The organism is Meinhardsimonia xiamenensis (assembly GCF_900102905.1).
Lineage (GTDB): Bacteria > Pseudomonadota > Alphaproteobacteria > Rhodobacterales > Rhodobacteraceae > Meinhardsimonia > Meinhardsimonia xiamenensis.
The window spans coordinates 57997-84729 of sequence record NZ_FNFV01000001.1; the positions used below are offsets into that span (position 1 = coordinate 57997).

The following is a 26733-nucleotide window of genomic DNA, read 5'->3' on the forward strand; positions in this document are numbered from 1 at the left end:
CACGCGCGCAAGGCGGCAGGCAGGAAATCGCGGCAGGAGGCTGCAGTCACATGATGAAGCTGGGAATGCGCGGTCTGGCGGTCGCGGCCGCAATCTGGATGGCGGCGGGCGCGGGGGCGCAGGAATCCGACAACCGCGTGGGCGCGCACACCGACTGGTCCGTCTTCGAGGAAACCGACCCCAAGCAGTGCTGGGCCGTCTCCGCGCCGAAGGAAACCGTGAACACCCGTGACGGGCGCGTGGTTGCGGTGCGCCGCGGCGACATTCTGCTGTTCGTCTCCTGGGTGCCCGATCAGGGGGTGAAGGGGCAGGTCTCCTTCACCGGCGGCTACCCCTTCAAGGAGGGCTCGACCGTCTCGCTCGAGGTCGATGGCCAGACCTTCCAGCTCTTCACCAAGGGCGAATGGGCGTGGTCCCCCTCCGAGGCGGACGACGCCAAGCTGATTACCGCCATGAAGCGCGGCGCCGAGGCGGTCGTGACCGGCATTTCCTCGCGCGGGACGACGACGAAGGACACCTTCTCGCTCTTCGGCTTCACTGCCGCGGTGGAGGAAGCAGAGCGGCGCTGCTCGGGCTGAGTCGTTGCCGCGCGGGCTGGGAGAATCAGCGCAAAGCCCCTATATGCTGCCCTCCTGACACTGTCGGAGGATGAGATGACGCGCGCCGCACCGATCACACAGGACGTGGTGACGATCCCCCGGATTCTGCCCGAAGGGCCGGCCAATCTCGTCGGGCTCACGCGCGAGGCGATGGCCGAGGCGCTGGCGAGGATCGGGACGCCCGAGCGGCAGCTCAGGATGCGCGTCGCGCAGATCTGGCACTGGATCTATCATCGCGGCGTGCGCGACTTCGGCGCGATGACCAACCTTGCCAAGGACTACCGCGCGCGGCTGGCCGAAAACTTCGTCATCGCCGTGCCCGAGGTGGTGAGCCGCCAGATCTCGGCCGACGGCACGCGCAAGTATCTCATGCGAATCGCAGGCGGGCATGAGGTGGAAACCGTCTACATCCCCGAGGAGGGGCGCGGAACGCTCTGCATCTCGTCACAGGTCGGCTGCACGCTCACCTGTTCCTTCTGCCACACCGGCACGCAGAGGCTCGTGCGCAACCTCACCGCGGCCGAAATCGTCGGCCAGATCATGGTGGCGCGCGACGACCTTGGCGAATGGCCAAAGCCCGGCGAGGCGATGGGCGAGCGGCCCAGGCTCGTCTCCAACATCGTGCTGATGGGCATGGGCGAGCCGCTCTACAACTTCGACAACGTGCGCGATGCGATGAAGATCGCCATGGACGGCGAGGGCATCGCGATCTCCCGCCGGCGCATCACCCTCTCGACCTCGGGCGTGGTGCCGATGATCGCCCGCACCGCAACCGAGATCGGCTGCATGCTGGCGGTGAGCTTTCATGCCACCACCGACGAGGTGCGCGACAAGCTTGTGCCGATCAACAGGCGCTGGAACATCGAGACGCTTCTGGGCGCCCTGCGCGAGTATCCCCGCCTGTCCAACTCCGAGCGCATCACCTTCGAATACGTCATGCTCAAGGGCGTGAACGATTCGGACGAGGACGCGCGCCGGCTGGTGAAGCTGATCGCGGGCATCCCCGCCAAGATCAATCTCATCCCCTTCAACGAATGGCCCGGCGCGCCCTACGAGCGCTCCGACTGGGAGCGGATCGAAGCCTTCGCCGACATCGTGCACAAGGCAGGCTACGCCTCGCCCATCCGCACGCCCCGTGGCGAGGACATCATGGCGGCTTGCGGTCAGCTCAAGTCGGCCACCGAGCGCGCCCGCAAGTCCGCCGCCGAGATCGCGGCCGAAGCGGGGCTTGCGCGCGGCTGAGCCGCCCTCTTTCAGCCACAATTGCCGCCACAAATCCCGATCCCTCCCCAATTGTCGCCATTTGCGAAACGCAACCTGGCAGCATCGAAGCACTGTTCTCGCAGGGAGAGGATTCATGAACACCAATGTCATTCACATCGACCCCGCCGCGATTGCCGAGGCGCGCAGCATCGTCATGCGTGAACGCCGCATGGCGCTTTCGGAGCGCGAATGGCGCCACCGGCTGAAGGGCTATGGCTATGCGCTGACCGACACCGCCCGCGGCCGCCTCATCACCTCGCTGCCGCACGGCACGGTGATCGGCCCGCTCTGAGGCACGCGTCAGCGGCCGGGAACGGAGCGGCGCCTTTCGCCCGCCCCTTCCCAGCCATCGATGGCGGCAATCGCCTCTTCGGCCGTTTCGACAAAACGGAACAGCTCGAGATCCTCTCGCGCAATGGTGCCGGCGTCGGCCAGCGCCTCCCAGTTGATGATGTCGCGCCAGAACTTCTCGCCGAACAAGATCACCGGCACGCGCTGCATGCGTCCGGTCTGGATGAGCGTCAGCGTCTCGAAAAGCTCATCGAGCGTCCCGAAGCCGCCGGGAAACACCGCCACCGCCTCGGCCCGCATCAGGAAGTGCATCTTGCGGATGCCGAAATAGTGAAAGTTGAAGCACAGATCGGGCGTCACATAGCGGTTTGGCGCCTGCTCGTGCGGCAGCACGATGTTGAGCCCGATGGAAACGCCGCCGGCCTCGGCCGCGCCGCGGTTTCCGGCTTCCATCACCCCCGGCCCGCCGCCGGTGACGATCACCCCCCTGAGCCCGCCGTCTGCCTTCGAGCGCAAGGTCATCTCGTAGGCGAAGCGCCGGGCCTGCTCATAGTAGCGGCTCAGCTCGGCGAGGGTCGTCGTTGCGGCTTGCTCCCTTTGCGAGGGCTCGGGAATGCGCGCGCCACCGAAGAGCACGATGGTGCTCTCCACCCCGTATTCGGTGAGGTAGAGTTCAGGCTTGAGCAGTTCGAGTTGAAGCCTGACCGGCCTCAGCTCGTCGCGGCACAGAAAGTCCGGGTCGGCGAAGGCCAGCCTGTAGGCCGGCGACTCCGTCTGCGGCGTATGGGGGATCTCGCGTGTCGTCTCGATGTCCTGCCTGGCATCGGGAAAGATGCGCTCGCGATGATCCTTCATCTGGCCGGTATCCCTTTCGTCCATTGCTCCGCCTGTGCCGGCCCACTATAGGCTAGGGTCCAGCCAAGACCAGAGACATTCGCCGGAGGGATCATGTCGAACGCCCAGCTTGAAGCCGCCATCGAATCCGCTTGGGAGCGGCGCGACAGCATCACGCCGCAGACCCGTGGCGAGGTGCGCGATGCCGTCGAGGCCACGCTGGAGGCGCTCGATTCGGGTGCGCTTCGGGTCGCCGAGCGGCGCGAGGACGGCAACTGGCACGTCAACCAGTGGGCCAAGAAGGCGGTGCTGCTCAGCTTCCGCCTGCGCGACATGGAACTGATGCCAGGCAGCCCCCAGGGCGGCCACTGGTGGGACAAGGTCGATTCCAAGTGGAAGGACTGGGATGAGGCGCGCTGGCGGCAGGCGGGTTTCCGTGCCGTGCCCAACTGCGTGGTGAGGCGTTCGGCCTATATCGCGCCCGGCGTGGTGCTCATGCCCTCCTTCGTCAATCTCGGGGCCTATGTCGACGAGGGCACCATGGTGGACACATGGGCCACGGTCGGCTCCTGCGCCCAGATCGGCAAGAATGTGCACCTCTCGGGCGGGGTGGGAATCGGCGGCGTGCTGGAGCCCATGCAGGCGAACCCCACCATCATCGAGGACAACTGCTTCATCGGCGCGCGCTCGGAGGTGGTCGAGGGCGTTATCGTGCGCGAAGGCTCCGTGCTGGGGATGGGCGTGTTCATCGGCCAGTCCACCAAGATCGTCGATCGCGAGACGGGCGAGGTCTTCTATGGCGAGGTGCCGCCCTATTCGGTAGTGGTGGCCGGCTCGATGCCCTCGAAGGGAGGCGTGAACCTCTACTGCGCGGTCATCGTCAAACGGGTGGATGAGAAGACCCGCGCCAAGACCGGCATCAACGAGCTGCTCCGGGATTGAGCGGGTGGGCGACAGGAACGACGGCAAGGCGAGGCGCCCCCAGCAGGTTTACACCCTGCTTGCCGAGGTGGGGCGGAAGGACGGCGACGGCCTGCCCGAAGGCGCCACCGGCGCGGCGCTGATGTGTTATGCCTCGGGCGTGGACGAGGCCGAGGCGGTGCGCGAGACGGTGGCGCTGCTGCGACAGGCAGGACTGAACCCGCTCGAAGTTTCGGGCTATGGCTCGCTCGAGGAGCGCCTCGCCGAAGGCCACGACATCGACGTGGAGGAGCGCGCGCTCATGCAGCGCGCGCTCGACGAGAATGCGGTCATCATCGCCCAGATGACGCCCTTTTTCGACGACTGAGCCGCGCGGGCCTCAAGCGCGCGCGACCGAGGCGAGTTCACGCGCCTCGAAGGCCATGAGCCCGCGTGCCCGGCAGGGCCGCTGAGGAGGCAGGCGCAGGCCCGGCAGGTCGAGCACCGTCCCGCGCAGGTCGCCTTGCGACGGAACGCGCATGCTCTCGCCCCAGGCTCCAGCGAGCATCAGGCAGTCGTGGGCATCCAGCAGAAGCTGGTGATAGCGGATACCGCAAACCATGCGCCGGCCCGGCGAAGCCGCCGGCCTGGTTCGCGCAAGATGCCGCGCTTCGGCCAGAACGGCCTCTTCTCCAAAGGCATATTCGGCGTGTCCACCGGCAACCAGCATGCGGTGGTCCGGCGCAACGGTCACGTCCCGCCGCAAGCCGAGGGCGGGTGCGGTCAACCGGACCGGCGCGTGCCGGCCAAGCACCGGCATCTCGCGCGACAGCAGCGCCAGCACCGGCCTGAGCCCGCCCCACGCGGTGTGCACGAGATCGCCCGGCGCGATTGCTTCCACCGGCTTCCATCCCGCCGCCGTCCGCACGGGCGTGCCCGCACCGATGCCTGGCACCGGCCCGACCGGCTCCAGCCGATCCGACAACGCCACGAGCGACAGCTCCCGCCCATGGGCGCAGCCGCTCGACAGGCCAAGAACGGCGGCAAGATCGCTCCATGGCAGGGGGCTCGGCGCCTCGACAGGCGCACGCGCCCAGACCCCGGTATCGGGAAGCTCAAGGGCGAGAAAGCCGCGCCGCGCGGGCGCGTCCCAGCCATAGGAGATGCGCACGATCTCCTCCGTTGCGGGCAATGCCAGCCGCACGTCGCCGCGCGTTTCGGAGACGCCTTGCACAATGGTCAGCTCCACCTGCCCCTGCGGGTAGAGGATCACCGAGAAGAGCCGCCGCCAGCCCTGGTCGGCGCGGCAATCGACAAGGGGAAGCGGCCGCTCGCGCCCTGTGCCGATCTGCGCCTCGATGACGAGCGTGCCGCGGGGCATCAGCGCCAGCCCGCCGGGCCTGAAGGCCGACGAGCCGTGCATCCGGCGCCCGGAAAGGTCGGCCAGTGCGATCCAGGTCACGACCCGGATGCCGCCGCGCGGCCCCTGTCTCTGAAACTCATCTGCCCTGTTTTGCAGCCCGGCATATTTGCCGTGGCACCGCACCCTGCCTGCCGTTATTCATTCTTGCCATGCACAGTGGCGCAGCAAGGCCCACATGTGGAGAACTTTTCGGCCCTGCCCGGCAAAACGGGGAACCGCTGTTTCGTGAAGGCCACAAGGGAGCCACCGTCAATGACCGATCCGGTCGATCTCACCGCCCGCCTCATTCGCTGCCCCTCGGTCACCCCGCTCGAGGGCGGCGCGCTGCAACTCTTGGAGGAGGTGCTGCGCCCGGCGGGTTTCGAATGCCACCGCGTCGATCGCGGCGGGGTGCCCAACCTGTTCGCCCGCTGGGGGCGCAAGGGGCATGGCCGCACATTCGGCTTCAACGGCCATACCGACGTGGTGCCCGTGGGTGACCCCGACGCCTGGACGGTGGACCCTTTCGGCGGCGAGATCCGGGCCGGGTTTCTCTGGGGCAGGGGCGCGGCCGATATGAAATCGGGCGTTGCCGCCTTCGCTGCTGCCGCCATCGACTTCGTCGCTGATACGCCGCCTGACGGGGCGGTGATCCTCGCCATCACCGGCGACGAGGAAGGCCAGGCGATCAACGGCACCCGCGCCATTCTCGACTGGATGGCCGAGGAGGGCGAGCACATGAGCGTTTGCCTTGTCGGCGAGCCGACCTGCCCGGAGCGGCTGGGGGAGATGATCAAGATCGGCCGGCGCGGCTCGATGACGGCGCGCTTGACCGCGCGCGGCGTTCAGGGCCACACCGCCTACCCGCACCGGGCGAAAAACCCGGTCACCGCCATGGCGCGGCTGATCGACCGGCTCGCTGCCCATGAGCTCGACAAGGGCTCGGCCCATTTCGACCCGTCCACGCTGGCGCCGACCACCATTGACACCGGCAATGCGGCCACAAATGTCATTCCGGCAACCTGCTCGGGGGCGGTCAACATCCGCTTCAACGATCTGCACGATTCGGCCGCACTCACCCGCTGGCTGCGCGCCGAGGCTGACCGCGTGGCCGCCGAGACGGGCGTGAGCATCGAGATGGAGGTGCATGTTTCCGGCGAAAGCTTCCTCACCCCGCCGGGGCCGTTCGTTGATCTGGTCTCGAAGGCGGTGGCAGCCGAAACCGGCATCACGCCCAGGCTTTCCACATCGGGCGGCACCTCGGATGCCCGCTTCATCAAGGATCACTGCCCGGTGCTGGAGTTCGGGCTGGTGGGGCAGACCATGCACCAGGCGGACGAGCACGTTGCGGTGGAGGACATCCGCGGCCTCAAGCGCATCTACGCGCGGATCCTGCGCGACTGGTTTGCGTGAGGCGCGGTGCGGCGCGGTCATCTGATCGTGATGCTGAAGGAGCCGCGGCCGGGGCGGGTGAAGACCCGGCTTGCGCGCGGTATCGGCACGGTGGCGGCGGCGTGGTGGGTGCGCCACCAGACGGCGCGGCTTCTACGCCGGCTCGAGGACCGGCGCTGGCGGCTAGTGCTGGCGGTCAGCCCCGACACGGCGCGGGGGAGCCGCGCCTGGCCCGCGCATCTGCCGCGCATGCCACAGGGCAGGGGGCACCTCGGCCGGCGCATGATGCGGGTGATGCGCGCCATGCCGGCGGGGCCGGCACTCGTCGTGGGTGGCGACATCCCCGCACTCGGCCCGGGTCACATTGCCCGTGCCTTTCGTGCGCTCGGATCGCATGACGCGGTGCTCGGCCCGGCCGAAGACGGCGGCTACTGGGCCATCGGCCTTGCCCACCCCCGCCGGTGGCGCGAGCAGCTGCTCGACGGCGTGCGCTGGTCGAGCGAACATGCGCTCGCCGATACGCGCGCACGCCTGGGCCGGGCGCGGGTGGCGCTCATTGACCTGCTGGCGGACGTGGACGAGCCCGAAGAACTGCGCGCGATTGGGCGTGACGGCCGCAGGGCGCGGTGATAGGGCAAGGGCATGAAAGCACTGCCGACCAAGGAAGAGATCCTCGCCTGGATCGCCGAACATCCGACCGAGACGAACAAGCGCGACATCGCCCGTGCCTTCGGCGTGAAGGGGCAGGCGAAGGTCGAGCTCAAGCGGCTGTTGCGCGAGATGGAGGATGAGGGCCTGCTCGAGCGCCGCCGCAAGAGCTATCGCGACGCCTCGCGCCTGCCGCCTGTCACCGTGCTCGAGGTCACCGGCGCCGATGCCGATGGCGATCTCTTCGCCCGCCCGCTCGAGTGGCATGGCGAGGGCGAGCCGCCGCGCGTGCTGATCGCGCCCGGCCCCGGCCCCGCGCCGGGCAAGGGGGACCGGGTTCTGGCCCGTCTTACCCCCGCGAAGGGCGAGGATCACGCCTATGTCGCCAAGGTCATCCGCCGCATCGGGCAGGGGCCGAAGCGCATATTGGGCATCTTCCGCAAGTCCGCGGAAGGCGGGCGCCTCGTACCCATCGACAAGGGGGTGGACCGCGAATGGCTCGTTCCCCGCGACGCCACCCATGGCGCCAGGGACGGCGAGCTGGTCGAGGCCGAGGCATCGGGACGTGCCGGCGCCTACGGGTTGCCGCGCGCGCGTGTCGTCGCGCGGCTTGGCGACCCGTCCCAGCCCAAGGCCTTCTCGCTCATCGCCATCCACCAGTATGGCATTCCCGACGAGTTCCCGCCCGAGGTGCTGGAGGAGGCCGAGCGGCTGAAGCCCGCCGGGCTGAAGGGCCGCGAAGACCTGCGCGATCTGCCACTCATCACGATCGACCCTGCGGACGCCCGCGACCATGACGACGCTGTCTTTGCCGAGCCCGACGATGACCCCAAGAACCCCGGCGGGCACGTCATCTGGGTGGCCATCGCCGATGTCGCCTACTACGTCCGTCCTGGCACCGCGCTCGACCGCGAGGCGCGGCGGCGCGGCAATTCCACCTATTTCCCCGACCGGGTGGTGCCGATGCTGCCCGAGCGGCTTTCGGGCGATCTGTGCAGCCTTCACGAGGGCGTGCCACGCGCCTGCATCGCCGTGCGCATGGTCATCGACGCCAAGGGCCACAAACGCTCGCACCGCTTCGTGCGCGGGTTGATGCGCTCGGCGGCATCGCTTGCCTATGAGGAGGTGCAGGCCGCCGCCGACGGCAAGCCCGACGACCGCACCGGCCCGCTCATGGAGCGGGTGATCGCGCCCCTCTACGCGGCTTACGAATGCGCGAAGAAGGCCCGCGCCGAGCGCCAGCCGCTCGATCTCGACCTGCCCGAGCGCAAGATCGTGCTCGACGAGGAGGGGCGCGTCGTCTCGGTCGGCTTCCGCGACCGGCTCGAGGCGCACCGGCTGATCGAGGAGTTCATGATCCTCGCCAATGTCTGCGCCGCCGAGGAGCTATTCGCCCGCCGCCGCCCGCTTCTCTACCGCGTGCACGAGGAGCCGAGCCCCGAAAAGCTCGAAGCCCTGCGCGAGATCGCCGAGGCCTCGGGGCTGACGCTCGCAAAGGGGCAGGTTCTGCACACCCGCCATCTCAACCAGCTTCTCGAGCAGGCCGAAGGCACGCCGCATGACGAGCTGATCAACATGGCCACGCTGCGCGCCATGATGCAGGCCTATTACCACCCCGAGAACTTCGGCCATTTCGGGCTGGCGCTGCGCTCATACGCCCATTTCACCTCGCCCATCCGCCGCTATGCCGACCTGATCGTGCACCGTGCGCTGATCTCGGCGCATGGCTGGGGCAAGGACGGGCTGAGCGAGGCCGACATCGAGCATCTGGAGGAGACGGCCAAGCACATCTCCGAGACCGAGCGCCGCTCGATGGCCGCCGAGCGCGACACCGCCGATCGCTACCTTGCCGCCTTCCTCGCCGACCGGGTCGGGGCCGAGTTCACCGGGCGGATCACCGGGGTGCAGCGCTTCGGCGTCTTCGTGCGGCTCGATGACACCGGGGCGGAAGGGATCATCCCGGTCCGCGCGCTGGGGCGGGAGTATTTCCATTATGACCCGCATCTGCAGGCGCTGACAGGCAGCGAGAGCGGCGCGGTGTTCGAGATCGGCCAGAAGGTGACGGTGAAGCTCGTGGAGGCCGCGCCGGTCTCGGGTGGGCTCCTGTTCGAGCTTGTCGAGGCCGGCGCCGCCGGTGGCCGGCCGGCCCCCCGCGCGCGCGGCAAGGGCGGGCGCAAGGCAAAGGCGCCGGTCGGGCGCAAGCCGGCCAAGGCGGCACGCAAGGGCGCGAAGGTGCGGCGCAAGGTGACGCGCACGCGGCGCTGAGGCTTCAGCCGTTCTCGCGCAGGATCTGCCCGGCGAGATAGAGCGAGCCGCAGATGAGGATGCGCGCGCCCGGTGCCTCGGCGGCGATGCGCGCGACGGCCTCGGCCGGCGATGCGGCGACCCGCGCCGCAAGGCCCACGGAGCGCGCCGCCGCGGCGGTTTCCTCGGCAGAAAGCGTTGCCGCCTCGCCAGCAATCTCCACCGCGTGCAGCGCCTCGGCCAGTGCCGCGAGCGGGCGCATGTAGCCCGCCGCATCCTTGGTGCGCAGCATGCCGCAGACAAGCTGCAGCGGCTTTGCCGGCAGTCGCGACAGCGCTTCGGCCAGCGCCACGCCCGCCGCCGGGTTGTGCCCGCCGTCAAGCCAGAGCTCGGCCGCCCCCGCTGCCTCGACCAGCGGGCCGTGGCGCAGCCGCTGCAGCCGCGCGGGCCACTCGGCGCGGGTCACCGCCGCCTCGCATTCCCTCTCGCCAAGGCCGAGCTCGCGCAGGGCGGCGAGCGCGATCCCGGCATTTTCCACCTGATGGCGGCCGATGAGGTTCGGCAACGGCAGGTCGATGAGCCCGCGCTCGTCCTGAAACACCATCCGCCCGTGCTCCTCGGCCACGTGCCAGTGCTGGCCGTATGCACAGACCCGCGCGCCCAGCCGCTCGGCGCGGGCCTCGATCACCTCGAGCGCCTCGTCGTGCTGGCGGCCGACGATGCTGGGCACGCCGCGCTTGATGATCCCGGCCTTCTCGCCGGCGATCTCGGCCAGCGTCTCGCCCAGATACTGCTGATGATCAAGATCGACGGGCGTGATCACCGTGAGCCGCGGCCGTTCGACGACATTGGTCGCATCGAGCCGCCCGCCAAGGCCGACCTCGAGCAGGGTGTAGTCGGCGGGCGTGCGGGCGAAGGCGAGCAGCGCCGCACAGGTGGTGATCTCGAAATAGGTGATCGGCGCGCCGGCATTGGCGCGCTCGCATTCGTCGAGAACCTCCCTGAGCGCCTCCTCCTCGATCAGCCGGCCGGCAAGGCGGATGCGCTCGTGAAACCGCGCCAGATGCGGCGAGGTGTAGGCATGCACCCGGGCGCCCGAGGCCTCAAGCCCCGCGCGGATCATCGCCTGCACCGAGCCCTTGCCGTTGGTTCCGGCGATATGGATCACCGGCGGCAGGTCACGCTCGGGATGGCCGAGTCGGGCGAGAAGCCGCCAGACGCGGTCAAGCGTGAGGTCGATGATCTTCGGATGAAGCGACATCATCCGCTGCAGGATGATGTCCGAGCCCTGGCCGCTCACCGCTTCGGCTTCTCCGCGGCCTCGGAGGCGGGGGCGGATGCCGCCGCCTTCGGCCCACCATCTTTCGCCTCGGCCTGCTCCTTCGCTTCCTCTGACGCGTTCTGCGGCGCCTCCTCTTCCTCCGGTTCGGGCAGGTCGCCCTTCACCGCGGGCGGCAGGCCGAGCAGCATGCGCAGGATGGTGATGAGCTCCTCGCGCAGCTCCTTGCGGTGCGTAACCCGGTCGAGCATGCCGTGATCGAGCAGGTATTCGGCGCGCTGGAAGCCCTCGGGCAGCTTCTCGCGGATGGTCTGCTCGATCACCCGCGGGCCTGCGAAGCAGATCAGCGAATTGGGCTCGGCGATCTGGATGTCGCCGAGCATGGCGTAGGAGGCCGTCACGCCCCCCGTGGTGGGGTGGGTCAGCACCACGATGTAGGGCAGGCCCGCTTCCTTGACCATTTCCACCGCCACCGTGGTGCGCGGCATCTGCATCAGGCTCAGGATGCCTTCCTGCATCCGCGCCCCGCCCGCGGCGGTGAAAACGATAAAGGGCCGCTTGCGCTCGACGGCGCGGCGGGCGGCGGCGATCATCGCATTGCCCACATACATGCCCATCGAGCCACCCATGAAGGAGAAGTCCTGCGCCGCGGCGACCACCTCGACGCCGCCGAGTGCGCCTTCGGCCACCAGCATCGCCTCCTTCTCGCCGGTGGCCTTCTGCGCCGCCTTCAGCCGGTCGGGGTATCTCTTCTGGTCGCGAAAATGCAGCGGGTCGTGCACGGGCTCGGGCACCTCGATCTCGACGAACGCGCCACCGTCGAAGAGCGCTCTGAGCCGGTCGCGCGGCGAGATCGCCATGTGATGGTCGCACTGCGTGCAGACGTTGAGGTTTTCCTTCACCTCGCGGTGAAACAGCATCGTCCCGCACTCGGGGCATTTGATCCACAGGTTCTCGGGCACCTCGCGGCGCGTGCCGAAAAGCGAGCCGAGCTTCGGCCGGACATAGTTGGTGATCCAGTTCATCTCTCGGTGCCCTTGCGTGAAAGGATCGCGCTGGCAGATAAGCGCGGCGGGCGCGAATTGCAATCAGCGCGTCAGGAGAAGCCGCACCAGAAGCCACGCCGCCGCCATCGCCGCGAGATCGTGCAGCACCATCGGCCCCAGCGCGGCGATGTCGCGCGCCTCATAAGGCGTGAGCCACAGCGCAAGGCCCGGAATCGTGCCCTTGGTGGCCAGCACGAGAATCGCGAAGACATTGTTGGCGAAGTGAAAGCCCCATGCCGCGCCAAGGCTGCCCGTGGCGGCGACGAGATCGGCGGCGATCAGCCCGAAGAGCGCGGCCGCGGCCACCACCAGAAGCGCCGAGGCGCCGCCCGCCGCCGGGTCGAAGTGAAGCGCGCCGAAGATCAGGCTCGGCAGCACCATCCAGGCGAGGCGGCGGCGAAAGCGCACGGCGAGCTGTTGCAACAGGTAGCCGCGGAACAGGACCTCCTCCGCGCCGGTCTGGATCAGCACGCCGAGAAGCGCGAGCGGCAGGAGGCGCAGCCACAGATCGAAGGGCAGGCCGGGCTCGGGCGTGAAGCTCCTGCGCCAGAGCGCCACGGAAAGCCCGCTCATGATCGCCACAACCGCGGCCGCGACCAGGAAATGCAGAACGACACGCCCCGCCGGCCCGAAGAGCGTGGCCGCGCGCCGGCCATGCAGGAGGCGCACCGCGATCGCGGGGCCAAGCGCCATGCCCAGAAAGCTCAGAAGCAGCAGGAGCGCGCCCGTGGGCGTCGTCCCCCGCACCATGCCGGCGAGAATCGGGGGCGCCTCGGGCCCGGCCAGCCACGCCACCAGCCCGACGAGCGCCCCGACATAACCGGCATAGACGAGCGCGCAGAGGATCACGCCAAGGATCAGCCGCCAGAGCTCGGGGCGCGCGCGCGCCGGTGCGAGATAGGTTTCGAAGTCGGGGTTGAACACGGCCGCCTCCCTTGCTGCGAACCCGCCCGACACTAGGGCTGCCGCGGGCGGGCGTCCATTCCCGCGGTCCTGTCCCTCGTGCATCCGGGGTCCCTTGTGCATCCGGGGAGGCTTCACTATTCCGAGGGCGCCGCTCAATGGGAGGTGCACGATGCTCAAGCGCAACTTCGACAAGTCCCGTCTGCCCAGCCGTCACGCCACCGTCGGCCCCGAAAGGGCGCCGCACCGCTCTTACTACTACGCTATGGGGCTGTCGGATGAGGAAATCGCCCAGCCTTTCGTGGGCGTCGCCACCTGCTGGAACGAGGCCGCGCCCTGCAACATCGCGCTGAACCGCCAGGCGCAGGCGGTGAAGCTCGGCGTGAAGGCCGCGGGCGGCACCCCGCGCGAATTCACCACCATCACCGTTACCGACGGCATCGCCATGGGGCACGAGGGGATGCGCTCCTCGCTGGTGAGCCGCGAGGCGATTGCCGACAGCGTCGAGCTGACCATGCGCGGACACAGCTACGACGCGCTCGTCGGGCTTGCCGGCTGCGACAAGTCGCTGCCGGGGATGATGATGGCCATGGTGCGGCTCAATGTGCCCTCCGTCTTCATCTATGGCGGGTCGATCCTGCCGGGCCGGCTCGACGGCCGCGACGTGACCGTTCAGGACGTGTTCGAGGCGGTGGGCCAGCATCAGGCCGGCAATCTCTCCGACGAGGCACTGGCGGTGCTCGAGCGCGTCGCCTGCCCATCGGCCGGCGCCTGCGGCGGCCAGTTCACCGCCAACACCATGGCCTGCGTTTCCGAGGCGATCGGGCTGGCGCTGCCCAACTCCTCGGGCGCGCCGGCGCCCTACGAGAGCCGTGACCGCTACTGCGAAGCCTCGGGCGAGGCGGTGATGAACCTCATCGAGAAGAACATTCGCGCCCGCGACATCGTCACCCGCAAGAGCCTCGAGAATGCCGCGCGCGTGGTCGCCTGCACCGGCGGCTCCACCAACGCCGGGCTGCACCTGCCGGCAATCGCCCATGAGGCGGGCATCGAGTTCTACCTCGATGACGTTTGCGAGATCTTCAAGGACACGCCTTATTTCGTCGATCTCAAGCCGGGCGGCAAATACGTCGCCAAGGATCTCTGGGAGGCCGGCGGCGTGCCGGTGGTGATGAAGGAGCTCCGCAAGGCGGGCCTCATCCACGAGGACTGCCTCACCGTCACCGGCCGCACCATCGGCGAGGAACTCGACCTCATCGAGCGCGAGGCCGACGGCCGGGTGATCTACCCCATCGAGTCGCCGATCACGAAAACCGGCGGCGTGGTGGGGCTGAAGGGCAACCTCGCGCCCGAAGGTGCCATCGTGAAAGTCGCCGGCATGAGCGAGGAGGAGCAGGTGTTCCGCGGCCCGGCGCGCGTCTTCGAATGCGAGGAGGATGCCTTCGCCGCCGTCAAGGCGCGGCAGTACAAGGAGGGCGAGGTGATCGTCATCCGCAACGAGGGGCCTGCAGGCGGGCCGGGGATGCGCGAGATGCTGGCCACCACCGCCGCGATCTCCGGTCAGGGCATGGGCAAGAAGGTGGCGCTGATCACCGATGGCCGCTTCTCGGGCGCCACGCGGGGCTTCTGCGTGGGTCACGTCGGCCCCGAGGCCTATCACGGCGGGCCGATCGCGCTCGTCCGCGACGGCGACATCATCACCATCGACGCCATCAAGGGCGAGATCAGCGTTGATCTCTCCGACGAGGAGCTCGAGCGCCGCCGTGCCGAGTGGAAGGGCCCGCGCAAGACCATCTACACCTCCGGCGCGCTGTGGAAATACGCGCAGCTTGTCGGCCCGACCTACAAGGGCGCCGTCACTCATCCTGGCGGGGCTGCCGAAGGCCATTCCTACATGGACCTCTAGCATGGCCCTGCCGCTGCGCGCGGCCGCCCTCGCGGGCGGCCTTGCACTTGTCCTTGCCGGTTGCAGCGGCAGCGGCATGACCTCCTTCGGCCGTGCCGCGCCAACCGAAATGGCCGTGGCGCGCGGCGCCGTGATCGTCGTCGGTCCCGAGGGCTATTGCGTGGACCGCCGCGCCAGCCGCGGCGGTGAACCGGCATTCGTCCTCCTGGCCAGCTGCGCTGCGATCACCGGTGATCCGGCGGCTCCCCGTCCGCTCGTGGCCGGTCTGCTGACCGCCTCGGTGACCGAAGCCAGGGTCGAGGGCGCCACGCCCGATATCATGCGCAGCTTCTTCGTCAGCCCGGCAGGGCGCGCGGCGCTGGCACGCGATGGGAAGCCTTCGTCCGTGCGCGTCCTCGACTCCTTCGTCGAGGGCGATGCGGTGATGATGTTCATCGAGGATACCGGCGCCGGCGCGCCGCCGGGCACCGTGCCGCTCTACTGGCGCGGCGTCTTCGCGCTCAACGGACAGCTGGTGACGCTGTCGGTACTGAGTTTCGCCAGCCGCCCCATGAGCCGCGACGCCGGCTTGGCAACCCTGCGCGCCTTCATCTCGCGCGTCGAGAGGCACAGCCCGCCGCCGCGTGCCGCCGAGGAGACCGAGGCGAAGGGCAGGCGCGGACCAGCGCCCCTTTCCAGCCTGCTTTCCCGTTTGCTAAGGTGAAACCGGGCGTTGGTATCCTGCGCGCGCGGCAGGCACGACGTTCATCGGCAGGGGGCACGAGGCAGGGCATGTCGAGACTGATTGACGGCGCGCTTGGGCGGCTGCGGCATGCGGCCGAGCTTCGCCGGTGGCGCCGGGCCGAACGAAGGGCGGGCACGCTTGACCTCGCCCGGTTGCGCAGTCTTCGCGACCGCGCGCAGAGCCTGCGCCGCCAGATAGACCGTTTTCTCGACGTCGCCAATGACCGGCTCGCGCTGCCCGCCATCGGCTCCAATGCCATCCAGAAGCCCCTTTTCACCGACTGGGCGTGGCGGCCCGAGCTCTGGCGGCGGCCCGTATCCCCACCGGGAATGTCCTCGGTCGCCTCCAAGACGGATATCGGGCCGAAACTGAAGATCTTTCACGACTGCCGGGTGTCGGAGCTGACGATCCGCCAGGTGCGGAACCAGCGGGAAAGCGACCTTGCCCCCTTCGGTCTGCGCATGGACGTTTTCGCCTTCGACGGCAGCTTTCTCAGCCTCGTGCTCGAAGTTCCGAAGGAGGGCGTGGCCGGGTTGCAGCGCCGCCATCTGGTGCGTCTCGCCACGGTGCTGGAGATGGAACGGCCGCTCGAGATCTTCGCCCGCCTCAACATCCGCCACGGGCCCAACACCGAGCAGATCGTGCGCGAGTTGCCGCTGGACAAGCCGGAAGTGTCTGTCGATTTCGACCTCGCCTATACCGAGCTGAACGAGAAGCGGGTGGAGCACATGTGGCTCGACCTCATCTTCGAGGGCGCGGCGATGAACCAGATCACCCTGCGCGACGTGGCGCTCACCCGGCGCCCGCGCGCCGAACTGTGAGGATCGCATGAGCGCAAGGCCTGAAGCGGAAGATCGGGGGCTCACCCTGGTCAAGACCCAGCTCAGGGGCGGCGTCTGGGAAGGCGTCCTGAGCTGCGCGACCGGCGCGCCGACGCCGCCGGCGCTCGAGATCTTCCACCCCGGCGGCGCCATCGAGGACTTCACGCTCGAGCCGGTGCCGGGCGAGGAGGTCGCCTTTCTCCTGCGCATTCCGCTGGGGCGCGAGCTGATCTCCGACGGCGTGCACCTCGTCACCATCGCAGAGCGCGAAACCGGCACCGTTCTGGGCCGCGTGACCATTGCAGCCGATGCCGACGAAACGGAAGACTTGCGGGCCGAAGTGCGGCTTCTTCGCGCCGAGCTCGACATGCTCAAGCGCGCCTTCCGCCGCCATTGCGTGGAAACCGGCGCCATGTGAGCCGGCTGACGTCGCGTCCCGCGTGACAGCGGCGCGCGCCCGCGCCATTCTGCGCGCCTGAGCGGAGGCCCGATGATGAGCGCATATCCCCATCTTCTCTCGCCCCTCGACCTCGGCCATGTCGTCCTGCCCAACCGGGTTCTGATGGGCTCGATGCACACCAATCTCGAGGAGACGGGCGACTGGAACCGTGTGGCCGAGTTCTACGCCGCGCGCGCGCGCGGTGGTGCGGCTCTCATGGTCACCGGCGGAATGGCGCCAAACCCGGAGGGCGCGGTTTTTCCCGGTGCGGCGGGGCTTTTCACGCCGGAGGACATTGCCAATCATCGTATCGTCACCCGCCGCGTGCATGAGGAGGGTGGGCGCATCGCCATGCAGATCCTGCACGCCGGACGCTACGCCTACAGCCCCGACTGCGTGGCGCCCTCGCCGATCAAGTCGCCGATCTCGCCCTTCCCGCCGAAGGAGCTCGACGAGGCGGGCATAAGAAAGCAGATCGCCGATTTCGCCACCGCCGCCGCCCGCGCCCGCGAGGCAGGCTATGACGGGGTCGAGGTGATGGGCTCGGAGGGCTACCTCATCAACGAGTTCCTCGTCACCCGCACCAACAAGCGCACCGATGACTGGGGCGGGAGCTACGAGAACCGCATGCGCTTTCCGCTCGAGGTTCTGCGGGCGGTGCGCGCGGCCGTGGGCGAGGACTTCATTGTCATCTATCGCCTCTCGATGATCGACCTCGTGCCCGAGGGCTCGAGCTGGGACGAAGTGGTGCAACTCGCCCGCGAGGTGGAGAAGGCCGGCGTCAACCTCATCAACACCGGCATCGGCTGGCACGAGGCGCGGGTGCCTACCATTGCCACCTCGGTGCCGCGCGGCGCCTTCACCTGGGTGACGAAGAAGCTGATGGGCCACGTCTCGGTGCCCGTCATCACCTCGAACCGCATCAACACGCCCGAGCTCGCCGAGCGCGTGCTCGCCGAGGGCTGCGCCGACATGGTCTCGCTTGCCCGCCCCTTCCTCGCCGACCCCGATTTCGTGGCCAAGGCGGCGGCGGGGCGGGCGCGCGAGATCGCCCCCTGCATCGCCTGCAATCAGGCCTGTCTCGACCACACCTTTCAGGGCAGGATCTCCACCTGCCTCGTCAACCCGCGCGCGGCCTACGAGACCGAGCTCGTCATCGAGCCCGCCGCGCGGCCGCGCCGCATTGCCGTGGTCGGCGCGGGGCCTGCCGGCATGTCGGCGGCCATCACCGCCGCCCAGCGCGGGCATCTGGTGACGCTCTTCGAGAAGGACACGGTCATCGGCGGCCAGCTCAACATGGCGCGCGTCATCCCCGGCAAGGAGGAGTTTGACGGGCTCGTGGAATGGTTCGGGACCATGCTGGAGCAAACCGGCGTGGAGTTGGAACTGGGCGTGGAGGCCAGCCCCGCGCTTCTCGATGGGTTTGACGCCGTCGTGGTGGCCACCGGTGTGCGCCCCCGCGACCCGCGGATCCCCGGTCAGGATGCGCCGCATGTGCTCAGCTACATCGACGTGCTGCGCGGCGGCGCCGAGGTCGGCGATCGGGTCGCGATCATCGGCGCCGGAGGCATCGGCTTCGACGTGGCCGAATTCCTCGTCACCACCGAGAGCCCGACGCTCAACCTGCGTGAATGGCTCGAGGAGTGGGGCGTGGAAGACCCCGAGCGCGCCCGCGGCGGGCTTGACCCGAAAGGCCCCCACCCCGCGCCGCCCGCGCGCCGAGTGACGCTGATGCAGCGCTCGCCCGAACGCCCCGGCAAGCGGCTTGGCAAGACCACGGGCTGGATCCACCGCGCCCAGCTCAGGATGAAGGGTGTCGAGATGCTCTCGGGCGTCAACTACGAACGGATCGACGCCGACGGGCTGCACATATCCTTCGGGCCGGCGCGCGAGAGGCCGCGCGTGCTCGAGGTTGACAACATCGTCATCTGCGCCGGTCAGGAAAGCGAGCGCGGGCTTGCCGACGCGCTGGCAGCAGCGGGCGCCGAGGTGCATGTGATCGGCGGGGCCGATGTCGCCGCCGAGCTCGACGCCAAGCGCGCGATCGGACAGGGCACGCGGCTCGCCGCCCGGCTCTGAGCGCCGGCTGTTTCCATTGCGGCAACAGTCCGGTTTCCGGTCGGCCGACTTTCGGTCCGAATTCCCGATATTGTCGGGGAGGTTCCGCAATCTCGCCGGAATTCGGCGGCATATCGTTTCGCCGTGGGGCCGAAATGATGCGAGTGACGAGATGGACCGTTTGACCGAGATGGAGGCCTTTGCGACCGTCGTTGACCAGGGCGGTTTCACCGATGCTGCCAAGAAGCTGGGAATTTCAAAGTCCGCCGTGTCCAAGCATGTCTCCTCGCTGGAACAGCGGCTGGGCGCGCGGCTGCTCAACCGTACCACGCGGCGGGTAAGTCCGACGGAGATCGGGCTGATCTTCTACGACCGCGCGCGAAAGGTGCTCAACGATGCCGGCGAAGCCGAGGCGCTGGTCACCGCAATGCAGTCGGCGCCTTCGGGGCTTTTGCGCATTTCGGTGGCCACCGACTTCGGCGTGAACCACATCTCGCCGATACTGGGGGAGTTTCTTCAGACCTACCCCGAAATCAGCATCAACATGGTGCTCAACAACCGCTTCGTCGAGCTGATTTCGGAGGGATTCGACATGGCCATCCGAATCGGCGAGCTGGAGGATTCATCGCTGCGGGCGCGCAAGCTGACCGAGACAACGAAGCGGATGATCGCCTCGCCGTCCTATTTCCAGCGCTACGGCCGGCCGATGAAGATCGACGATCTCAACGAGCACAAGCTTCTGCATTATTCCAGCCAGGCCTCGGGCAGTGTCTGGAAGATCACCGCGCCCTCCGGCGAGAAGCGCCAGGTGCGCACCTCCGGCTGGCTCAGCGTCAATGACGGCCAATCGCTGCTGAACGCCGCAATCAGCGGGCTCGGCATCGCCTATCTGCCGAGCTACCTCTACCACGACGCCATGGCGAAGGGGCTTGTCGAGGAGGCGATTCCCGACCTGCCGCGGGAGACGCTGGGCATCTACGCCGTATATCCGCCCGGCCGCTTCACCCAGCCCAAGGTGCGCGCCTTCATCGACTTTCTTGTCGAGAAGTTCGCCGACAAGGGGCCAGACCGCTGGTAAAGGGGCGGGCGCGCTGGTGCTGGCGCGCCCCGTATGCAAGGCGCGGGGGGGCATCCTGCCGCCGGCTGCGGGCCGGGGCAGCTCACTCGGTGACGAGAACCGCCTCCACGCGGCGGTTGAGTGCGCGGCCCTCGGCCGTGTCATTGCGGGCGCGCGGCGCGAGATAACCCACGCCCTCGGCCGCAACCTGCTCCGGCGCCACGCCATAGACGGAAACGAGAAGGTCGGCCACCGCCTGGGCGCGCTTGCGCGACAGCGCGATATTGGCCTCGAGGGAACCCGTGGCATCGGTGTGACCGACAAGCGTCACCCTGCGGGAGGGGTCGGCCTTCAGGAAGGCGGAAAGCGAATCGAGCGACTCGAAACGCTTGCTCTCCAGCGCGCTCGAGCCGGTGGCAAAACGCAGATCCTCGAGCGTCGCGCGCCCCTCGGCCGCGAGCACCTCGGCGAGCGCGCCACGTGGCGCGGGAAGTGCGATGCCGGCCGCATCGGGCGACTTGGTCGCCACGGTCAGCTCCGGCACGGCAGCTGCCTGGCCGACGAGGGTGAGCTGCACGAAACCCGCTTCCGCGGACCGGCTGACAACGAGCGCCGCGTATTCCGGCCCGCCCTGCGTCTCGCGCCGGGCGGCGACGTAGCGGAAGTCGCCCAGATCGACATGCATCTCCGGTTCGGGCAGGATCTCGGCATTGAAGCGGAAGTCGAAACCGCCGCAGGCGCGATCGGCGCATTCGAAGAGCACCGTGAATCCCGCCGACGCAAGCTGGTCGCGCAACGGCGCCAGCAACTGCAGGGTGGTCATCCCCGGCGCAGCGACGCGCCAGGCACGGGTGACAACCGGACCTTCCGCCTGAATCTCTTCCATTCCCCCGTCACGGTAGGGAGAAACCGGCAGGCGGTAGCTTTCATGGCTCACCCGGATCTCGGCGGTCTGCCGCGCTGCCGCCGAAAACTCGAGCGTTATCGGTTGCGCCGTGGCCTGAGCCGCCATCGCCGATCCGGCACCGCTGGCAAGACAGGCCACGCAGGCGATGGTGGTCGCCGCGTGACGACGCAGAGCGCCGCCCACAAAGGAGCACATCCTCGCGACACCCTTGCGCAAGTTTTCCTCGAACAACTGCTCGTTCACGGGGCTTTCAACCGTCCCTCTTTGCCTTTCGGTAGTGGTACTCTCCCACCACCTGCATTCCGAGGGAAGTGTATAGCGCATTTGCCGCCAGATTTGAGCGGGTTACCGCCAATGCAAGATATTTCGCCCCGCGATCCTGTGCCCAGCGCGCCGCAAGACGCATCATGTTGGTTGCCGAGCCGCCACGCCGATGCTCGCTCGGCACATACAGCGCGTGAATCATCGCGATTTCGCCGTCGATCGCGGCGAATCCCACCCCTGCGGGTCGGTCGTTGCTGCGCGCCAGAATGCCCGTGGCCGGACCGCGCACCCGCTCCATGACCGCGATTCGCGCCGCGCCCACACCACCGGCGGCCCACAAGTCACGCATGATCGCGAGCGGCGGCCAAATGGCGAAGGCGCGGACCGGCGGCAGCGGCTGACGCGCCAGCTCCTCCACCGGCGCCGCGTAAAGGTTGACCGGATCGACGACCTCGTAGCCGCGTCCCCCGAGCGCCGCGTCAAGTGCCGAATCGGCCGTTGTGAGGATGAAGAGCGGAGTCTGGCCGAGCGCACGCATGGCCGCTTCGGCATCGGGAATGTCGGCCCCGCTCACGGGCGCTGCCGGCGAAGCCGCCGAAACCCGCTGTCCGCCGCCCGCACCTTCGCGAATGAGCCATGGCCCCACACGAAGCCTGCGCGCCGCCGGCCAGGTGGCATCGATCGCCGCCAGAAGGCGCCGCGTGTCCGGCAGTGCGGCCTCGCTCACCTTGCCTCCCCGGGGAACATCTCGATAAGCCGCGCGCGGGCGGCCTCGACCGCCTCTGCATCGCTGCCACGGATGACCACATTGGCGCCGAAGCGGCCCTCGCGAATGTAGGGATAGCTGCCGATGGAGAGTTGCGGGAACTCCGCGGCGAGAGCCGCCAACGGGCCGGCGATGTCGCCTTCCGGGCGGGGAATGTCCACCGAGGCGGAGGTCAGCGGCGCACCGCCCGTGAGCCGCGGCAGAAGGCTGGCCACCATCGCCTCGAACACCGCCGGAACGCCTGCCATGACATGCACGTTGCCAAGGCTGAAGCCCGGTGCCGCCGACACCGGGTTTTCGATGAGCGTCGCACCCTCTGGAATGCGCGCCATGCGCAGCCGCGCCGCGTTCATCTCGATGCCATTGCGGGCGTAATGTTCGGCGAGAATGGCGCGCGCATCCTCGCGCACGTCGATCGGCACGCCGAAGGCCGCCGCCACCGCATCGGCGGTGATGTCGTCGTGGGTGGGGCCGATGCCGCCCGAGGTGAACACATGGTCGTAGGCGTGGCGCAGGGCGTTGAGGGCGGCGATGATCGCCTCCGCCTCGTCGGGCACGAAGCGCACCTCCCGCAGGTCGATGCCCGCCTCGCTGAGCTTGCGGGCGAGATGGTGCATGTTCGAATCGCGGGTCCGGCCCGAGAGGATCTCGTCGCCGATCACCAGCATTGCGGCGGTGGGGTTGGCCATGGGCTTTCTGCCTTCCTCTGCGGCGTGGGGCTGCGCGGGGTTGCGCAGCCGCCTGCGATCTATAGAGGGGGGCCATGCGCTTTCAAACCCCGCTCGTGCCGGCCCGGCTGATCCGCCGCTACAAGCGCTTCCTCGCCGATGTGGCGCTGGAGGCGGACGGGCGCGAGCTCACGGTGCACTGCCCCAATCCGGGCGCGATGACGGGGCTTGCGGAGCCCGGCATGCGGGTGTGGCTCGAACCCGCCCGCGATGCGCGCCGCAAGCTGCCCTTCGCCTGGCGGCTGGTGGAGCTTGGCGGCGGCCACTGGGCGGGAATTGATGCGACGCTCGCCAACCGGGTGGTGCGCGAGGCGCTGGAGGCGGGTCAGATCGCGCCGCTTTCCGGCTACGAGCATCTTCGGGCCGAGGTTCGATACGGCGAGAAGAGCCGCATCGACTTTCTGCTCGCAGGCAACGGGCGGCCCGACACCTATGTGGAGGTGAAGAACGTTCACCTTCGCCGCGAGGGCGACTGGGCGGAGTTTCCCGATTCGGTGACCGCGCGCGGCACGCGGCACCTGCGCGAGCTGGCGGCGGCGGTGGGCGAGGGGCACAGGGCGGTGATGCTTTATCTCGTCCAGCGCACCGATTGCACGCGCTTCCGCCTCGCCGCCGACATTGACCCGGCCTATGCCGCGGCCTTCGCAGAGGCGCGGGCGGCGGGCGTCGAGGCGCTTGCCTTCGGCACGCGCATCTCGCCCGAGGACGTGACGCTTGCCGAGCCCCTCCCCATCGACGAGGGCTGAGCCGCGCCTCTGGTTCTCGGCGCCCCGCTCGCCTATCTAGGGCGGGAACGGCAGATGGAGATGAGTTTCTTGAAGGACCAGCATCGCGGGCGGCTGACGCGGGACGGGATCCGCATTCACGAGCCGCAGGATTTCGAAGGGATGCGCAAGGCCGGCCGTGTCGCGGCCGAGATCCTCGACGCGATCGGGGAGCATGTGTTTCCGGGCCAGACGACCGCGGCCATCGACGCCGAGATCGAGCGCATGGTGAAGGAGGCGGGGGCGGTTTCGGCCACCATCGGCTATCGCGGCTACCAGCACGCGAGCTGCATCAGCGTCAACCACGTGGTCTGCCACGGCATTCCGGGGCCGAAGGTGCTGAAGGAGGGCGATATCCTCAACATCGACGTCACCGTGATCGTCGATGGCTGGTATGGCGACACGAGCCGCATGTATGTGGCCGGCAAGCCCAGCCGGAAGGCCGAGCGGCTGATACGCGTGACGCATGACGCCCTCTTCAAGGGCATCGAGGCGGTCAGGCCCGGCAACACCTTCGGCGACATCGGCCACGCCATCCAGAGCTTCGTCGAGGCCCACCGCATGTCGGTGGTGCGGGACTTCTGCGGCCATGGGCTCGGCCGCGTCTTCCACGCCCCGCCCAACGTGCTCCACTACGGCCGGCCGGGCACCGGGCCGGTGCTGGAGGAGGGGATGTTCTTCACCATCGAACCGATGGTGAACCTCGGCCGGCCCGAGACCAAGGTGCTCGCCGATGACTGGACGGCCGTGACCCGCGACAAGTCGCTCTCTGCGCAGTTCGAGCACTCCATCGGGGTGACGGCGGACGGCTGCGAGATCTTCACCCTGTCGCCGGCGGGGAAGTTCTACCCGAGCTGGGACTGAGCCGCACCGGTCTCGGCCCGCGCATTCTCGCCCGGTGCGCGAAGCGGCCCGGGCATGCGCCCGCCCGCCCCCTTGGCGGGCGCATGCCCTTCGCTATGCCAACCTTCACGCCGGGTTCCGACGCAAGAAGGTGACATGCGCCTCGCCCCAGCGGCGGCGGTCGAGAAGGGTGAAGCCCTGGGGCGGCTCCTGGGGCCCTGACTCTTCCCACACCACCACCGCGCCGGGAGCGATCGCGCCCGAGGCCAGCGCAGCGCCGAGGGCGCGCGCCCCGAGCCCCTTGCCGTAGGGCGGGTCGAGAAACACGAGCGTCGCCGGCGGGCGTGCCCAGGGGAAGGGGCGGGTGGCGTCGCGGCGCAGCACGGTCGCGCGGTCGCCCATCCGCGCGCGGGCGATGTTCTCGGCCAGAAGCGCAAGCGCCTTGCGCCCCTGCTCGACGAAGGTCGCATGCGCCGCCCCGCGCGAGAGCGCCTCGAGCCCGAGCGCACCGGTGCCGGCAAAGAGGTCGAGCACTTCGGCGCCCTCGATCTCCACCTCGAATGCGCCGCCGCCGAGCACGTTGAAGATCGCCTCGCGCACCCGGTCGGCGGTGGGGCGCAGACGCGCGGCCGGGTCGCCGCGACCCACCGCAGCCAGCCGCAGCCCCTTCAGCGCGCCGCCGATGATGCGCATGGTTCAGGGTTCCGAAAGCAGGCACGCCCGGCCGAAAGGCCGGGCAGCGCCCGACCCGCCCCCCACGGGGCGGGCGCTTCACGCCCACCCCGCCGTGCCGGGCGCTGCCCTTCTCGAAGGAAACAGACGTTGTCACGCCGCGCGCGAGATCCACCCGACGCCGCCATGCTAGAGCAGCGCCTTCAACTCGGTTCCGGTGTCCGCGACCGCCTCCGGGTGGGGCGACTTTCCCGCCTCGATCAGCCGCTTGCCCACCATGTAGGCCCGTGGGTCGTTGATCGCGTCCACCGCCAGAAGCTCGGCACCCGCGTAATACCAGAAGCTCACCGGTGCTCCCTGCCCAGCCTCCGGGTCGCCACGGGTCACGACCCGGTCATAGCCGGTGCTGAGCCCGGCGATCTGCAGCTTCACGTCATACTGATCGGACCAGAACCAGGGCTTTGCCACATAGGGCGTGCTCTGCCCGAGCATGTTCGCCGCCGCCGCCTCGCCCATGTCGATGGCGTTGCCCACGCTCTCGAGCCGCACCCGCCGCCCGCGCCAGGGAAAGGAGGCGCAATCGCCCGCCGCCCAGATCAAAGGGTCGGAGGCGCGGCAGAACTCGCCCACCGCGATGCCGTTGTCGATGGCAAGCCCCGCCGCCTCGGCAAGGCGCGTGTCGGGGACCACGCCGATGCCGACGATCACGAAATCCGCCGTGACCGTCTCGCCGCCGGCAAGCGCAGCGCCGGTGACCCGCCCAGCCTCCCCGGTGAGCCGCTCAAGCGTCACACCCTCGCGCAGATCGACCCCATGCGCGCGATGAAGCGCGGCGAACCAGGCGGCCGTCTCGGTGCAGGCGACGCGCGCGAGAATGCGCGGTGCGGCCTCGACAAGCGTCACCTCGAGCCCCTTTTTGCGCGCCACCGCCGCCGCCTCGAGCCCGATATAGCCCCCGCCCACGATCAGCACCCGCCGCCCCGCAGCAAACTCGGGCGCCATCGCATCGACATCGGCCAAGGTCCGCACCGTGTAGACGCCGGCGAGATCGCCGCCGATCGCGGCCGGCAGGCGGCGCGGGACCGCGCCCGTGGTCAGCGCGAGCCGGTCGTAGGGGATCTCGCGGCCGCTGGCGGCAACCGTCCTTGCAGCGCGGTCGATGGCCGTCACCGGCGTGCCGGTGAGAAGCGCGATGTCCTGCTCGTCATACCAGCTCTCGGGGCGCAGATAGAGCCGCTCGCGCTCCATCTCGCCCAGGAGATAGGCCTTGGAAAGCGGCGGGCGCTGATAGGGCGGCACCGGCTCCTCGCCAATGAGCGTGATCGGCCCCGCGTGGCCGAGCGCCCTGAGCTTGGCCGCCAGCGACTGCGCCGCCTGACCCGCGCCGACGATGACGATGCGCTCCATGCCCGTTGCCCCCTCTGGCAGCTTTCGGGGCGAGACCCTATAAGCTTGGGCAAGAGAATGGCAATCGCATCAGCGGAGGAATGGCGATGACGTTCAAGGTGGGTGACCGGCTGCCGGACGCGAAGCTCCTGCGGCTGGGCGAGAACGGGCCCGAGGCGGTGGAGCTGGCGCCGAAGCTCGCCGGCCGCAAGGTGGTGATCTTCGCCGTGCCGGGAGCCTTCACGCCAACCTGCTCCAATGCCCATGTGCCGAGCTTCATCCGCACCGCCGACAGGCTGCGCGAGAAGGGCGTTGACGAGATCATCTGCATCTCGGTCAACGATCCCTTCGTGATGAAGGCGTGGGACGAGGCCACCGGCGCCGGCAAGGCGGGCATCACCATGCTGGGCGATGCCGATTCGAGCTTCACCGAGGCGCTCGGGCTCGCATTCGATGCGCCCGCGGCAGGGCTTTACCGCCGCTCGCGCCGCTATGCGATGGTGGCCGATGACGGTGTGGTGACGGTGTTCAACCTCGAGCCCGACACCGACTGCTCGGTTTCCGCCGGCGAGGCAATCCTCGAGGCGCTCTGACGCG

Annotated in this window: 27 protein-coding genes; 17 read left to right on the top strand and 10 right to left on the bottom strand. The window is 68.9% G+C overall.

The features are described 5' to 3' along the window. Positions 1-53: 53 nt before the first annotated feature. The 3 genes from BLQ14_RS00295 to BLQ14_RS00305 all read left to right on the top strand — a co-directional run bounded on the left by BLQ14_RS00295 (position 54) and on the right by BLQ14_RS00305 (position 2154). The gene (locus BLQ14_RS00295; protein WP_092498242.1) at positions 54-578 is read left to right on the top strand and encodes an invasion associated locus B family protein; all 525 of its coding nucleotides are present in this window, start codon (positions 54-56) and stop codon (positions 576-578) included. A gap of 75 nt (positions 579-653) precedes the next feature. After that, entirely contained in the window at positions 654-1841 is a 1188-nt protein-coding gene (gene rlmN, locus BLQ14_RS00300; protein ID WP_092497052.1) for a dual-specificity RNA methyltransferase RlmN, read from the top strand. 115 nt (positions 1842-1956) lie between these two features. Further along, complete coding sequence (locus tag BLQ14_RS00305; protein WP_092497054.1) at positions 1957-2154, top strand: hypothetical protein; 198 nt, start codon at positions 1957-1959, stop codon at positions 2152-2154. Positions 2155-2162: 8 nt separating this feature from the next. On the opposite strand, the gene BLQ14_RS00310 is transcribed toward BLQ14_RS00305, so the two are convergent. Then, entirely contained in the window at positions 2163-3008 is an 846-nt protein-coding gene (locus tag BLQ14_RS00310) for an LOG family protein (RefSeq protein WP_092498244.1), read from the bottom strand. A 93-nt stretch (positions 3009-3101) separates the two neighbouring features. On the opposite strand from BLQ14_RS00310, the gene dapD reads away from it, so the two are divergent. Both dapD and BLQ14_RS00320 read left to right on the top strand, forming a co-directional pair. After that, positions 3102-3929 (top strand): 2,3,4,5-tetrahydropyridine-2,6-dicarboxylate N-succinyltransferase, encoded by an 828-nt coding sequence (dapD, locus tag BLQ14_RS00315; protein ID WP_092497056.1) that lies wholly within the window; start codon positions 3102-3104, stop codon positions 3927-3929. A 4-nt stretch (positions 3930-3933) separates the two neighbouring features. Continuing rightward, positions 3934-4275 carry a hypothetical protein gene (locus BLQ14_RS00320; RefSeq protein ID WP_092497058.1) on the top strand — a complete coding sequence of 114 codons (342 nt, stop codon included), beginning with the start codon at positions 3934-3936 and terminating at the stop codon, positions 4273-4275. Between the two features lie 12 nt (positions 4276-4287). Here BLQ14_RS00320 and BLQ14_RS00325 read toward each other — a convergent pair whose 3' ends face one another. Beyond that, complete coding sequence (locus tag BLQ14_RS00325) at positions 4288-5349, bottom strand: Hint domain-containing protein (protein WP_143004448.1); 1062 nt, start codon at positions 5347-5349, stop codon at positions 4288-4290. A gap of 213 nt (positions 5350-5562) precedes the next feature. On the opposite strand from BLQ14_RS00325, the gene dapE reads away from it, so the two are divergent. Genes dapE through rnr form a run of 3 tightly spaced genes read left to right on the top strand, consistent with a single transcriptional unit; the run spans position 5563 to position 9594 of the window. Then, positions 5563-6702 carry a succinyl-diaminopimelate desuccinylase gene (gene dapE / locus BLQ14_RS00330; protein ID WP_092497062.1) on the top strand — a complete coding sequence of 380 codons (1140 nt, stop codon included), beginning with the start codon at positions 5563-5565 and terminating at the stop codon, positions 6700-6702. A gap of 30 nt (positions 6703-6732) precedes the next feature. After that, positions 6733-7311 carry a TIGR04282 family arsenosugar biosynthesis glycosyltransferase gene (locus BLQ14_RS00335; protein WP_092498246.1) on the top strand — a complete coding sequence of 193 codons (579 nt, stop codon included), beginning with the start codon at positions 6733-6735 and terminating at the stop codon, positions 7309-7311. 12 nt (positions 7312-7323) lie between these two features. Further along, complete coding sequence (gene rnr, locus BLQ14_RS00340) at positions 7324-9594, top strand: ribonuclease R (RefSeq protein ID WP_092497064.1); 2271 nt, start codon at positions 7324-7326, stop codon at positions 9592-9594. Between the two features lie 4 nt (positions 9595-9598). Here rnr and BLQ14_RS00345 read toward each other — a convergent pair whose 3' ends face one another. The 3 genes from BLQ14_RS00345 to BLQ14_RS00355 all read right to left on the bottom strand — a co-directional run bounded on the left by BLQ14_RS00345 (position 9599) and on the right by BLQ14_RS00355 (position 12822). Beyond that, positions 9599-10873 (bottom strand): bifunctional folylpolyglutamate synthase/dihydrofolate synthase, encoded by a 1275-nt coding sequence (locus BLQ14_RS00345; protein WP_092497066.1) that lies wholly within the window; start codon positions 10871-10873, stop codon positions 9599-9601. Then, the gene (gene accD, locus BLQ14_RS00350; RefSeq protein WP_092497068.1) at positions 10870-11877 is read right to left on the bottom strand and encodes an acetyl-CoA carboxylase, carboxyltransferase subunit beta; all 1008 of its coding nucleotides are present in this window, start codon (positions 11875-11877) and stop codon (positions 10870-10872) included. The genes BLQ14_RS00345 and accD overlap by 4 nt, the downstream gene beginning before the upstream one ends. A gap of 63 nt (positions 11878-11940) precedes the next feature. Continuing rightward, complete coding sequence (locus BLQ14_RS00355) at positions 11941-12822, bottom strand: CPBP family intramembrane glutamic endopeptidase (protein WP_170068371.1); 882 nt, start codon at positions 12820-12822, stop codon at positions 11941-11943. A gap of 151 nt (positions 12823-12973) precedes the next feature. Between BLQ14_RS00355 and ilvD the strand changes: the two genes are divergently transcribed. The 6 genes from ilvD to BLQ14_RS00385 all read left to right on the top strand — a co-directional run bounded on the left by ilvD (position 12974) and on the right by BLQ14_RS00385 (position 19827). Then, complete coding sequence (gene ilvD / locus BLQ14_RS00360) at positions 12974-14707, top strand: dihydroxy-acid dehydratase (RefSeq protein ID WP_092497072.1); 1734 nt, start codon at positions 12974-12976, stop codon at positions 14705-14707. Position 14708: 1 nt separating this feature from the next. Next, positions 14709-15410 carry a hypothetical protein gene (locus BLQ14_RS00365; RefSeq protein ID WP_092497074.1) on the top strand — a complete coding sequence of 234 codons (702 nt, stop codon included), beginning with the start codon at positions 14709-14711 and terminating at the stop codon, positions 15408-15410. A 68-nt stretch (positions 15411-15478) separates the two neighbouring features. Then, positions 15479-16252, top strand: coding sequence for a DUF6478 family protein (locus BLQ14_RS00370; protein ID WP_092497076.1), 774 nt, complete (start codon positions 15479-15481; stop codon positions 16250-16252). Positions 16253-16259: 7 nt separating this feature from the next. Next, a complete protein-coding gene (locus tag BLQ14_RS00375) occupies positions 16260-16670 on the top strand; it encodes a hypothetical protein (protein ID WP_092497078.1) in 411 nt (136 codons plus the stop codon). 75 nt (positions 16671-16745) lie between these two features. After that, positions 16746-18770, top strand: coding sequence for an NADPH-dependent 2,4-dienoyl-CoA reductase (locus BLQ14_RS00380; RefSeq protein ID WP_092498248.1), 2025 nt, complete (start codon positions 16746-16748; stop codon positions 18768-18770). Positions 18771-18921: 151 nt separating this feature from the next. Continuing rightward, complete coding sequence (locus BLQ14_RS00385) at positions 18922-19827, top strand: LysR family transcriptional regulator (RefSeq protein WP_092497080.1); 906 nt, start codon at positions 18922-18924, stop codon at positions 19825-19827. A gap of 82 nt (positions 19828-19909) precedes the next feature. Here the strand turns inward: BLQ14_RS00385 and BLQ14_RS00390 are convergent, their stop codons facing one another. The 3 genes from BLQ14_RS00390 to BLQ14_RS00400 are packed head-to-tail and all read right to left on the bottom strand — an operon-like array spanning position 19910 to position 22432. After that, entirely contained in the window at positions 19910-20908 is a 999-nt protein-coding gene (locus BLQ14_RS00390) for an OmpA family protein (RefSeq protein ID WP_170068372.1), read from the bottom strand. Positions 20909-20963: 55 nt separating this feature from the next. Continuing rightward, on the bottom strand, positions 20964-21704 hold the full coding sequence (locus BLQ14_RS00395) for a GNAT family N-acetyltransferase (protein ID WP_245656782.1): 741 nt from the start codon (positions 21702-21704) through the stop codon (positions 20964-20966). After that, positions 21701-22432 (bottom strand): competence/damage-inducible protein A, encoded by a 732-nt coding sequence (locus tag BLQ14_RS00400; protein ID WP_092497084.1) that lies wholly within the window; start codon positions 22430-22432, stop codon positions 21701-21703. The genes BLQ14_RS00395 and BLQ14_RS00400 overlap by 4 nt, the downstream gene beginning before the upstream one ends. 74 nt (positions 22433-22506) lie before the next feature. Here BLQ14_RS00400 and sfsA point away from each other — a divergent pair, with 74 nt between their 5' ends. Together sfsA and map are read left to right on the top strand one after the other, a co-directional pair. Further along, on the top strand, positions 22507-23217 hold the full coding sequence (gene sfsA, locus BLQ14_RS00405; protein ID WP_092497086.1) for a DNA/RNA nuclease SfsA: 711 nt from the start codon (positions 22507-22509) through the stop codon (positions 23215-23217). Between the two features lie 60 nt (positions 23218-23277). After that, on the top strand, positions 23278-24099 hold the full coding sequence (gene map, locus BLQ14_RS00410) for a type I methionyl aminopeptidase (RefSeq protein WP_425412077.1): 822 nt from the start codon (positions 23278-23280) through the stop codon (positions 24097-24099). Between the two features lie 105 nt (positions 24100-24204). On the opposite strand, the gene rsmD is transcribed toward map, so the two are convergent. Next, a complete protein-coding gene (gene rsmD / locus BLQ14_RS00415) occupies positions 24205-24771 on the bottom strand; it encodes a 16S rRNA (guanine(966)-N(2))-methyltransferase RsmD (protein WP_092497090.1) in 567 nt (188 codons plus the stop codon). A gap of 168 nt (positions 24772-24939) precedes the next feature. After that, entirely contained in the window at positions 24940-26157 is a 1218-nt protein-coding gene (locus tag BLQ14_RS00420) for an NAD(P)/FAD-dependent oxidoreductase (RefSeq protein ID WP_092497092.1), read from the bottom strand. Positions 26158-26243: 86 nt separating this feature from the next. Between BLQ14_RS00420 and BLQ14_RS00425 the strand changes: the two genes are divergently transcribed. Beyond that, positions 26244-26729, top strand: coding sequence for a peroxiredoxin (locus BLQ14_RS00425; RefSeq protein WP_092498252.1), 486 nt, complete (start codon positions 26244-26246; stop codon positions 26727-26729). The last annotated feature ends 4 nt before the right edge of the window (positions 26730-26733 follow it).